This is a genomic window from Pseudomonas sp. DW-iso17, from assembly GCF_058725345.1.
On sequence record NZ_JBZXEA010000005.1, the window covers coordinates 141522 to 152498 of the forward strand.

Here is a 10977-nt window from a genome sequence, read left to right on the forward strand (position 1 = left end):
CATTCGCGCATTTTGGCACTACATATTGAGTCAAAACCCGCCATTGTTTGTCTTAGCCACTACATTTCCTACAAACCGTAATAGGCACAGTCAGCAACTGACAGGCGGCACCTGGGGCCGTTACAATTACCGACTTTGTCGCAACGCTTGGAGCTCAACCTTCCGTGCCCGTTCTGCGTCTACCGCTACTCCCTGCCGCGGCAGGTAAACAGCACTGGGGCAACCTGCCCGGTGCCGCCCTGAGCCTGGCCATTGCCGAGGCTGCCAGCGCAGCCAAGCGCTTTACCCTGCTGCTCACCGCCGACAGCCAAAGTGCCGAACGGTTGGAGCAGGAGCTGAGCTTCTTCGCCCCGGATTTGCCGGTGCTGCATTTTCCCGACTGGGAAACCCTGCCCTACGACCTGTTCTCGCCGCACCAGGACATCATCTCCCAGCGCATCGCCAGCCTTTACCGCTTGCCGGAACTGGCCCACGGCGTGCTGGTGGTGCCGATCACCACCGCCCTGCACCGCCTGGCGCCGACCAAGTTCCTGCTCGGCAGCAGCCTGGTGCTGGACGTGGGCCAGAAGCTCGACGTCGAGCAGATGCGCACGCGCCTGGAAGCCAGCGGCTACCGCTGCGTCGACACGGTGTACGAGCACGGTGAGTTTGCGGTGCGCGGCGCCTTGATCGACCTGTTCCCGATGGGCAGCAAGTTGCCGTACCGCATCGACCTGTTCGATGACGAAATCGAGACGCTGCGCACCTTCGACCCGGAGAACCAGCGTTCTATCGACAAGGTCGACTCGATCAAGCTGCTGCCGGCGCGGGAGTTTCCGCTGCAAAAAGACGCGGTAACACGCTTCAAGGCGCGCTTTCGTGAGCGCTTCGATGTGGATTTCCGTCGCTGCCCGATCTTCCAGGACTTGAGCAGCGGGATTACACCTGCCGGTATCGAGTACTACCTGCCGTTGTTCTTCGACGAGACCTCTACCCTCTTCGACTACCTGCCCCAGGACACCCAGGTGTTCTCGCTGCCGGGTATCGAACAGGCGGCGGAAAACTTCTGGAACGATGTGCGCAACCGCTACGAAGAACGTCGCGTCGATCCATCCCGGCCTTTATTGCCGCCCGCTGAACTGTTCCTGCCAGTTGAAGACTGCTTCGCGCGCCTGAAAAACTGGCCGCGTGTAGTAGCCAGCCAGCAGGACGTGGACGCCGGCAGTGGCCGGGAGCGTTTCCCGGCGAGCGCGTTGCCCGATTTGGCGATCCAGGCCAAAGCCACGCAACCGCTGGAGGCGCTGTCGAACTTCCTCGGCGACTTCCCGGGCCGCGTGCTGTTTACCGCCGAATCCGCCGGGCGTCGCGAAGTGCTGCTAGAGCTGTTGGAACGCCTGAAGTTGCGGCCGAAAACCGTCGACAGCTGGCCTGACTTTGTCGCCAGCAAAGAGCGCCTGGCGATCACCATCGCGCCGCTGGACGAAGGGCTGCGGTTGGATGACCCGGCGCTGGCCTTGATCGCCGAAAGCCCGCTGTTCGGCCAGCGCGTGATGCAACGCCGTCGCCGGGAAAAACGCGCCGATGCCAACAACGACGCGGTGATCAAGAACCTCACCGAGCTGCGCGAAGGCGCGCCGGTGGTGCATATCGACCATGGCGTGGGCCGCTACCTGGGCCTGCAGACCCTGGAGATCGACAACCAGGCCGCCGAATTCCTCACCCTGGAATACGCCGAGGGCGCCAAGCTCTACGTGCCGGTGGCCAACCTGCACCTGATCGCCCGCTACACCGGCAGCGACGACGCCTTGGCGCCGTTGCATCGATTGGGCTCCGAGACCTGGCAGAAAGCCAAGCGCAAGGCCGCCGAACAGGTGCGCGACGTGGCCGCCGAACTGCTCGACATCTATGCCCGCCGTGCTGCCCGCGAAGGTTATGCCTTCGCTGACCCCAAAGCCGATTACGCCACCTTCAGCGCTGGCTTCGCGTTCGAAGAAACCCCGGACCAGCAAACCACCATCGAAGCGGTGCGCGCCGACATGCTCGCGCCCAAGCCGATGGACCGCCTGGTGTGCGGCGACGTGGGCTTCGGCAAGACCGAAGTGGCCATGCGTGCAGCCTTTATTGCGGTACACGGCGGTCGCCAGGTGGCGATCCTGGTGCCGACCACCCTGCTCGCCCAGCAGCACTACAACAGTTTCCGCGACCGCTTTGCCGACTGGCCCGTGACCGTGGAGGTGATGAGCCGCTTCAAGTCCGCCAAGGAAGTGAACGCCGCCGTTGCCGACCTGGCCGAGGGCAAGATCGACATCGTCATCGGTACTCACAAGCTGCTGTCGGACGATGTGAAGATCAAGAACCTGGGCCTGGTGATCATCGACGAAGAACACCGCTTTGGCGTGCGCCAGAAAGAACAGCTCAAGGCCCTGCGCAGTGAAGTCGACATCCTCACCCTCACCGCCACGCCAATTCCGCGCACGCTGAACATGGCGGTGTCGGGCATGCGCGACCTGTCGATCATCGCCACGCCACCGGCGCGTCGTTTGTCGGTGCGCACCTTTGTGATGGAGCAGAACAAGAGCACGGTCAAGGAAGCCCTGCTGCGCGAACTGCTGCGCGGCGGCCAGGTGTATTACCTGCACAACGACGTAAAGACCATCGAGAAATGCGCCGCCGACCTCGCCGAACTGGTACCTGAGGCCCGTATCGCTATCGGCCACGGGCAGATGCGCGAGCGCGAACTCGAACAGGTGATGAGCGACTTCTACCACAAGCGCTTCAACGTGCTGATCGCCTCGACCATCATCGAGACCGGCATCGACGTGCCGAGCGCCAACACCATCATCATCGAGCGTGCCGACAAGTTCGGCCTGGCGCAGCTGCACCAATTGCGCGGTCGCGTCGGGCGCAGTCACCACCAGGCCTATGCCTACCTGCTCACACCGCCGCGCCAGCAGATCACTTCCGATGCGGAAAAACGCCTGGAAGCGATCGCCAATACCCAGGACCTCGGGGCCGGCTTTGTATTGGCCACCAATGACCTGGAAATCCGGGGTGCCGGTGAATTGCTCGGCGACGGCCAGAGCGGGCAGATCCAGGCGGTGGGTTTCACGCTGTATATGGAGATGCTCGAACGCGCGGTAAAAGCCATCCGCAAAGGCGAACAACCGAACCTCGACCAACCCTTGGGCGGCGGCCCGGAGATCAACCTGCGCTTGCCGGCGTTGATTCCCGAAGACTACCTGCCGGATGTGCATGCACGGTTGATCCTGTACAAGCGCATTGCCTCGGCGGCCGACGAAGAAGGCCTCAAGGACTTGCAGGTAGAGATGATCGACCGTTTCGGCCTGCTGCCTGAACCGACCAAAAATCTGGTGCGCCTGACCCTGCTCAAGTTGCAGGCCGAGCAGTTGGGCATCAAGAAAGTCGACGCCGGGCCGCAAGGCGGGCGTATCGAATTCGAAGCGCAGACGCCGGTTGACCCGTTGGTGCTGATCAAGCTGATCCAGGGCCAGCCCAACCGCTACAAGTTCGAAGGGGCTACGCTGTTCAAGTTCATGGTGCCGATGGAACGCGCCGAAGAACGCTTCAACACTTTGGAGGCGCTGTTTGAACGCCTCATTCCGAAATCCGTTTAAGGACGCCCCCATGCGCGTGTTCCGCATTTTGAGCCTGTTGTTGGTGGTACTCGCACCTTCGGCCTTTGCCGACAGCCTGTATCAGGTGGAAATGATCCTGGTGCGCCAGAATGCAGAACCAGTGATCAACAGCCGCGCCGCCCCGGAAAACTGGGATGCGGGCGCGCCGCGCCTGGGTGAGCGGATGAGCCCGCCGCGCCTGGGCAATATCGTCGACAAGCTGCGCGCCGACGCCAACTACACGGTGCTCGCCCACAAGGCCTGGGAGCAGAACCTGGGCGAGCAAGCGGTGAAGGTGGCGATCACCGACGGCCAGGAGCAATTCGGCCAGTTCCCTATCGAAGGGGTGTTGAGCCTGCAACTGGGGCGCTTTACCGATATCGACGCGGATTTCTGGATCAACCAGTTCGACGGCAACGGCAGCGTGATCGCCAGCGAACACTTGAGCCAGAAAGACGTGCGCACCAAGAACAACCAGCTCAACTACCTGGACGGCGGCCACCTGGCGCTGCTGATCAAGATCACCTCGCTGACCGCCAAGCCACCCAGCGCACCACCGCCCGACCTTCAGGACTGATTGCGCGCCATGCCCCTGACGTCGTCGTTGACCAAACCCCTGGCCCCTTCGTGGGCCAATCGCTTCAAAGAGCAAAGCCTCGAGCGCGGGCGACGCTACGCCCTGGAGAACCGCGTGCGCATCGTCGAGTGCGGCGACAGCACCATCACCGCCAGTTGCGAAGGCTCGGGCGGTAATGTTTACCGCCAGACCATCTCACTGCGCGAATCGGCCAAGGGCCTGCTGATCTTGGTGGACAGCCGCTGCACGTGCCCGGTGCACACCAACTGCAAACACATCGCGGCGGTGCTGCTCAAGGTCCAGGAAACCCTGGCCTACCCGGCAGCGGCTCAGGATGCGCAGCTGCTGGAGAAGCTCCAGGCGGTGCTCGATAACCGCGTGGTCCTGCCGCAAGTGGTGATGGACGACGTGCAACCGGTGCCACGCCTGTGGCTGGCCAGCGTGGAGTTCAGCGCGTTCGAACCGCGCAACGGCAAGATGCAGCGCTATATCCAGCACCGTGCGGCGTTGTCGTTCAACTACCTGGGCAACTATGTCAGCGGGCAAAAAAATGCTGACATCATTGTGCGCCAAGAGACGCAGAGCCTGCGGATCAAGCGCCATCCCGAGCAAGAACAGGCCTATCGCGAACACCTGCGCCTGCTTGGCTTCAAGATCGCCACGCGCCAGAGCAAGGCCCTGCCGGAAAGCGCCGGCGAGCTCTTCGAAATGGTCAATGACAGTGCCTGGCTGAACTTCACCCTCAATGTGTCGCCCACTTTGCGTGCCGAGGGCTGGGAGCTGCAGATCGATGAAGACTTCGGCTTTGATCTCAGCCCCGTCGATGACTGGTATGCCACGGTCGATGAAGGGCCGGAACGCGATTGGTTCGACCTGGAGCTGGGCATCATCGTCAACGGCGAACGTTTGAGCCTGCTGCCGATCCTGCTGAACCTGATGCGCTCCCACACCGAGATCCTCAACCCGGAGAAACTGGCGCGGCGCCGCGATGAAGAGCTGATCCTGGTGAACATCCCCGGCCTGCCCAACGGCCACGGCCCGCTGCAAGTGGCGCTGCCCTACGGCCGCTTGAAGCCGGTGCTGGCGACCCTCGGCGAGTTTTACCTGCAGGAAGCCGGCACCACCGCGCTGCGCCTGGCCAAGGCCGACGCCATACGCCTCAACCCGCTGGAAGACCTGCCACTGCAATGGGAAGGCGGCGAGAAGATCCGCACCTTCGCCCAGCGCCTGCGCGATATCAAGGATTTCACCTGCGTGGCGCCCGAAGGCCTGAATGCGACCTTGCGCCCCTACCAGTTGGAAGGTCTGAGCTGGATGCAGTCGCTGCGCCAACTGGAGGTGGGTGGGATACTTGCGGATGACATGGGCCTGGGCAAAACCTTGCAGACCCTGGCGCACATCCTCACCGAAAAAAACGCAGGGCGCCTTGATCGGCCGTGCATGGTCGTGATGCCTACCAGCCTGATCCCGAACTGGCTGGATGAAGCCGCGCACTTCACCCCGCAGTTGAGAGTGCAGGCACTTTATGGCGCGGGGCGTAAGAAACATTTCGCCAACCTGAATGACTACGACCTGCTGCTGACCACCTACGCCCTGCTGCCCAAGGACATTGAACAGCTCGCCGCCCTGCCCTTGCACGTCTTGATCCTGGATGAAGCGCAGTACATCAAGAACCCGTCCAGCAAGGCGGCCCAGGCCGCACGCGAGCTGAATGCACGCCAGCGCCTGTGCCTGAGCGGCACGCCTTTGGAAAACCACTTGGGCGAACTGTGGTCGCTGTTCCACTTCCTGCTGCCGGGCTGGCTGGGCGACGTGAAGAGCTTCAACCGTGATTACCGCGTGCCGATTGAAAAACGTGCCAGCGATGTGCGATTGCAGCACCTCAACGGTCGGATCAAACCCTTCCTGCTCCGCCGCACCAAGGAACAAGTGGCAACCGAACTGCCACCCAAAACCGAAATCATCCACTGGGTCGACCTCAACGAGGCCCAGCGCGACGTGTACGAAACCATGCGCCTGGCCATGGATAAAAAGGTCCGCGACGAGATCACCCGCAAGGGCGTGGCCCGCAGCCAGATCATCATCCTCGAAGCCCTGCTCAAACTGCGCCAGGTGTGCTGCGACTTGCGCCTTGTCAACGACGCCACCCTGCCCGCCCGTGGCAGCAGCTCGGGCAAGCTCGACAGCCTGATGGACATGCTCGACGAGCTGTTTGCTGAAGGCCGCCGGATCCTGCTGTTCTCACAGTTCACCTCGATGCTGAGCCTGATCGAGGCCGAACTGAAAAAGCGCGGCATTGCCTACGCCCTGCTGACCGGCCAGACCCGGGATCGACGTACACCGGTGAAGGATTTCCAGAGCGGTAAGTTGCAGATCTTTTTAATCAGTCTCAAGGCTGGCGGCGTGGGCTTGAACCTGACCGAAGCCGACACGGTTATCCACTACGACCCCTGGTGGAACCCAGCCACGGAAAACCAGGCCACCGACCGTGCATACCGCATCGGCCAGGAAAAGCCGGTGTTCGTGTACAAGATGATTGCCCGGGGCACGGTAGAGGAGAAAATCCAGCACTTGCAGAAGGAGAAGTCCGATCTGGCTGCGGGCGTGCTGGATGGGCGAACCACGGGGGATTGGCAGTTGGGCAATGAGGAGATTGAAGCGTTGTTTGCGCCGTTGCCCAATAAGCAAGAAAAGCGCTGACTGTTCGGCCGCCTTCGCGAGCAAGCCCGCTCCCACACCTGACTGTATTCACAAATCAAAATGTGGGAGCTGGCTTGCCTGCGATGGCCGCGCTTCGGTTTTCAGTCGATCAACTGCGCATCGCGCAACGCAGTAAGCGCTGTCAGCCAACGCGGGTCCTGCTTATAGTCCGTCGAGGCAACCGCCTGCCCACGCATACGCGCAATCCGCGCCGATGGCGTGACCTTCATCCGCTGTGCTGCACTGAGCGCCAGCTCGGCCGCCGCACGGTCATTGCACACCAAGCCCATGTCACAACCGGCGGTCAGCGCCGCTTCGATACGGCTGGCCGCATCGCCGACCACATGGGCGCCGGCCATGGACAGGTCATCGCTGAAGATTACCCCGTCAAACTGCAACTCACCGCGCAGGATGTCCTGCAACCAGCGGCGCGAAAAACCAGCAGGCTGGGCATCGACCTGCGGGTAGATGACGTGCGCCGGCATCACGGCGGCCAATTGCTTGCTCAGGCGTGCGAAAGGCACCAGGTCGTTGGCGCGAATCTGCTCCAGGCTGCGTTCATCATTGGGAATGGCAACGTGGGAATCGGCCTCGGCCCAACCATGGCCAGGGAAGTGCTTGCCGGTGGCGGCCATACCGGCGCTGTTCATGCCACGGATAAAGGCACCCGCGAGCACGGCAGCGCGCTCGGGGTCGCCTTCGAAAGCACGGGTACCGACCACGGCGCTGCGTTGGTAGTCGAGGTCCAGCACGGGGGCAAAACTCAGGTCCAGGCCCACCGCCAGCACCTCGGTGGCCATGATCCAGCCGCACTGTTCGGCCAGGTATTCAGCGTTGGGGTTATCCGCCAGCGCACGCATGGCCGGCAGGCGCACGAAGCCTTGGCGCAGACGCTGCACGCGACCGCCCTCCTGGTCCACGGCCAACAGCAAGTCCGGGCGCACTGCACGAATCGCGGCGCTCAACTCGCGAACCTGGCGCGGGTGCTCGATATTGCGCGCAAAAATAATCAGGCCGCCCACTTCCGGTTGGCGCAACAGATGACGATCCTCGGCCGTGAGCCAGGTACCGGCGACGTCGACCATCAAAGAACCTTGCAGGGCAGCAGTCATAAACCTTCCTTAAATAACGCACACAACCCGTCGTCCTTGCCAGGCACGGCAAGGACGACGGGTTGCGAATAAATAGCTGAAATCGGCATGGCGGCTAGCTTAGCGGATGCAAGCGGCCGCGCCCACCCGCAGCGATCAAACCTTGGCGGCGACCGGTACGGTTTTGCTGCGTGGGCGCAACTGGGCGGCGGCCATGGCCGGGTCGCTGACGCCGGTTTCGGCGCGCATGCCAGCGGCAAGGAACGGCACCATCAGGCGCATGACTTGCTCGATGGACGTGTTCACACCGAAATCGGTCTCGGCAATTGCCCGCAGCGCCTTGATACCCGACATGCTGAAAGCTGCGGCACCGAGCATGAAATGCACACGCCAGAACAGCTCGATAGGTGGAATACGCGGCGCCGCTTCGTTGACCAACAGCATATAGCGGCGGAACACCTTGCCGTACATGTCTTCCAGGTAGCGGCGCAAGTGGCCCTGGCTCTGGCTGAACGCCAGGCCCAGCAGGCGCATGAAGATCGACAGGTCGTTGCCGCTGCGAGGCTGCACGACCAACGCTTGCTCCACGAGGATTTCCAGCAGCTCTTCCAGGCTCGGCTTGTGATCGGCCTTGGCCTGGCGGCGTTCCAGCTCACGGTCGAGGCTTGTGCAGAACGGGCCCAGAAAGCGTGAGAACACCGCCTGGATCAGGGCCTTTTTCGAGCCGAAATGATAGTTCACGGCGGCCAGGTTGACCCCAGCCTTGCTGGTGATCAGGCGCAATGAAGTTTCAGCAAATCCTTTTTCCGCGAACAATTGCTCGGCAGCATCGAGAATGCGTTCAACGGTTTCCGACTGGGCCATGGCTACTCCGCCTGACAAACACTTGTTTGAAACATACGTTTCAGAGTGTGTCTTGTCAAGCCTGCGGGTCCGCTTTGCGGCTGGTCAGTCATCTGATTCGTCGCTATTTAATCACATCCTTGCAGCTGTGTAGGCAGCGCCGCTTCTGCTCTGTAGGACGGCTGACGGATGACCGTCCAGCGGGGCCACTAAAAAGGATGATTGCCAAGCGCAGTTCACTGTATATAATCCCAGTCACTGTATAAAAAGACAGAGCGATCAACATGCTAAAACTGACGCCACGCCAAGCTGAGATTCTGGCTTTTATCAAGCGCTGCCTTGATGACAATGGTTACCCGCCTACCCGTGCGGAGATTGCCCTGGAACTGGGGTTCAAGTCCCCGAACGCCGCCGAGGAACACCTCAAGGCCCTCGCTCGCAAAGGTGCGATCGAGATGACCCCGGGTGCTTCGCGAGGTATCCGCATCCCTGGCTTCGAAGCCAAGGCCGACGAGTCGACATTGCCGATCATCGGTCGCGTCGCCGCAGGTGCGCCGATCCTGGCGCAGCAGCACGTCGAGGAATCCTGCAACATCAACCCGACCTTCTTCCACCCTCGCGCCGACTACCTGTTGCGTGTGCACGGCATGAGCATGAAGGACGTGGGTATCTTCGACGGCGACCTGCTGGCCGTGCATACCACCCGCGAAGCCCGCAATGGCCAGATCGTCGTGGCCCGTATCGGCGACGAGGTCACGGTCAAACGCTTCAAGCGCGAAGGCAGCAAGGTCTGGCTCCTGGCCGAAAACCCTGAGTTTGCCCCGATCGAAGTCAACCTGAAAGACCAGGACCTGGTGATCGAAGGCTTGAGTGTCGGCGTCATTCGCCGCTAAAGGAGGCATCATGCAGCTCGTGCACACCCCACAACATACACAACTGTCGCTGTTCGAGGCCTTCATGGCCCAGCCCCTTGCGCCAATCCTCAAGGAAACGGTCGAAGCCCCCTGGGGCGGCGAACCTGAGGCGTTCAGTGAACTGTCGTTGCGCGGTGCGGCTGAGAGCTGCCTGAACCTGCTGGCACCTATCCTGCGCGAATTGAGCGAAGATCAGGACGCCCGCTGGCTGACACTGATCGCCCCGCCCGCCAGCCTCACCCAGGCCTGGCTGCGGGACGCTGGGCTCAACCGTGAGCGTATCCTGTTGCTGCAACCACGCGGCGCGCAAAGTGCCCAGCAGCTAACCTGCGAAGCCTTGCGCCTGGGCCGCAGCCATACGGTGGTGAGCTGGTTGAACCCGCTGAATGCCAGCGCCAAGCAGCAACTGATCAGTGCTGCGCGCACGGGTGATGCACAGAGTTTGAATATTCGATTGGGGTAATGATGGCGCGCCACAGAAGCAGCCGTCACAAAGGACTCAGTGAAGAACGCGCGGCCCTTCATCTTTCTCCGGCTCGCCTTCGGCAAGGCGACCTGCCATCTGCACGCCCACGCTCAACATGGCTTTAGCCACTTCGACGTGCTGGCCTTGCAGGAAGACCTTGGCGTCTTCGGAGAAATCCAGAATAACCAGAGAACCCTCGTCCTCAGCCCGGCGCAGTTCGATTCGGCCGTCAGGCAGTTCAACAATTTCCAGAAAGGACGTTGGCATAAAAGTCTGTTCTCCACGAAAGGCCTGGGATTATATCAGTCATCCACCCAGCCTCGCAGGGGATATGGACAGGTTTGTTTACGGTGTGATGAATGGCGCCCTAGGGAACACGCGTCTCTATGTGGGAGCTGGCTTGCCTGCGATGGCGGAGTATCAGCGCATAATCAGCAAACTAACCCACCGCTATCGCAGCATAAGTACCTATACAACTTTGCAGGCTAAAGCAGCCAACGGTAAGCACGATGCGAAGCGAGTAGCTTTTGATCTGCTTTTGATCTTGATCTCAGGCGCCCCGTTAAACCACGCTGGCATTCCGGCTTTTCCAAAGTGACCCGCCGTCAGGCGGAACCCTAAGTGGCCGTTACCGCAGGAATGGATATGTACTCGGTATAACAGGGTCGCCTGTCAGGCCGCCATCGCAGGCAAGCCAGCTGCCACAGGTTGAACGCGGGGCATCAGATCGATAGGTGTCGGCTGGCAGGCCGTCATCGCAGGCAAGCCAGCT

General features: G+C 61.5%; 8 protein-coding genes. 5 read left to right on the plus strand and 3 right to left on the minus strand.

Annotated elements, in window-relative coordinates; translation table 11 throughout:
* Nucleotides 1-164: 164 nt before the first annotated feature.
* From mfd to AC4PS6_RS05110, 3 genes are read left to right on the plus strand one after another with little or no spacing between them, the layout of a single operon-like run.
* A complete protein-coding gene (mfd, locus tag AC4PS6_RS05100; RefSeq protein ID WP_003189666.1) occupies nucleotides 165-3614 on the plus strand; it encodes a transcription-repair coupling factor in 3450 nt (1149 codons plus the stop codon).
* A gap of 10 nt (nucleotides 3615-3624) precedes the next feature.
* Complete coding sequence (locus AC4PS6_RS05105) at nucleotides 3625-4191, plus strand: CsiV family protein (RefSeq protein ID WP_014717515.1); 567 nt, start codon at nucleotides 3625-3627, stop codon at nucleotides 4189-4191.
* 9 nt (nucleotides 4192-4200) lie between these two features.
* Complete coding sequence (locus tag AC4PS6_RS05110) at nucleotides 4201-6891, plus strand: DEAD/DEAH box helicase (RefSeq protein WP_038449470.1); 2691 nt, start codon at nucleotides 4201-4203, stop codon at nucleotides 6889-6891.
* A 101-nt stretch (nucleotides 6892-6992) separates the two neighbouring features.
* Here AC4PS6_RS05110 and nagZ read toward each other — a convergent pair whose 3' ends face one another.
* On the minus strand, nucleotides 6993-8003 hold the full coding sequence (gene nagZ, locus AC4PS6_RS05115) for a beta-N-acetylhexosaminidase (RefSeq protein ID WP_019818244.1): 1011 nt from the start codon (nucleotides 8001-8003) through the stop codon (nucleotides 6993-6995).
* Between the two features lie 135 nt (nucleotides 8004-8138).
* Nucleotides 8139-8846, minus strand: a complete 708-nt coding sequence (locus AC4PS6_RS05120) for a TetR/AcrR family transcriptional regulator (protein ID WP_014717512.1) — start codon at nucleotides 8844-8846, stop codon at nucleotides 8139-8141.
* A gap of 263 nt (nucleotides 8847-9109) precedes the next feature.
* On the opposite strand from AC4PS6_RS05120, the gene lexA reads away from it, so the two are divergent.
* Entirely contained in the window at nucleotides 9110-9718 is a 609-nt protein-coding gene (gene lexA, locus AC4PS6_RS05125; RefSeq protein WP_003172575.1) for a transcriptional repressor LexA, read from the plus strand.
* Between the two features lie 10 nt (nucleotides 9719-9728).
* Nucleotides 9729-10202: an SOS-induced cell division inhibitor SulA gene (gene sulA / locus AC4PS6_RS05130; protein WP_005786162.1), complete on the plus strand. Its 474-nt coding sequence runs from the start codon at nucleotides 9729-9731 to the stop codon at nucleotides 10200-10202.
* A 36-nt stretch (nucleotides 10203-10238) separates the two neighbouring features.
* Here sulA and AC4PS6_RS05135 read toward each other — a convergent pair whose 3' ends face one another.
* The gene (locus AC4PS6_RS05135; protein ID WP_014717511.1) at nucleotides 10239-10472 is read right to left on the minus strand and encodes a hypothetical protein; all 234 of its coding nucleotides are present in this window, start codon (nucleotides 10470-10472) and stop codon (nucleotides 10239-10241) included.
* Nucleotides 10473-10977: the final 505 nt, after the last annotated feature.

Excerpts from the sequence above, each read along its gene's own strand:
- sulA (WP_005786162.1), top strand. The coding sequence starts at position 9,729 with ATGCAGCTCGTGCACACCCCACAACATACACAACTGTCGCTGTTCGAG.
- lexA (WP_003172575.1), top strand. The coding sequence starts at position 9,110 with ATGCTAAAACTGACGCCACGCCAAGCTGAGATTCTGGCTTTTATCAAG.
- AC4PS6_RS05135 (WP_014717511.1), bottom strand. The coding sequence starts at position 10,472 with ATGCCAACGTCCTTTCTGGAAATTGTTGAACTGCCTGACGGCCGAATC.
- AC4PS6_RS05110 (WP_038449470.1), top strand. The coding sequence starts at position 4,201 with ATGCCCCTGACGTCGTCGTTGACCAAACCCCTGGCCCCTTCGTGGGCC.
- AC4PS6_RS05105 (WP_014717515.1), top strand. The coding sequence starts at position 3,625 with ATGCGCGTGTTCCGCATTTTGAGCCTGTTGTTGGTGGTACTCGCACCT.
- AC4PS6_RS05120 (WP_014717512.1), bottom strand. The coding sequence starts at position 8,846 with ATGGCCCAGTCGGAAACCGTTGAACGCATTCTCGATGCTGCCGAGCAA.
- nagZ (WP_019818244.1), bottom strand. The coding sequence starts at position 8,003 with ATGACTGCTGCCCTGCAAGGTTCTTTGATGGTCGACGTCGCCGGTACC.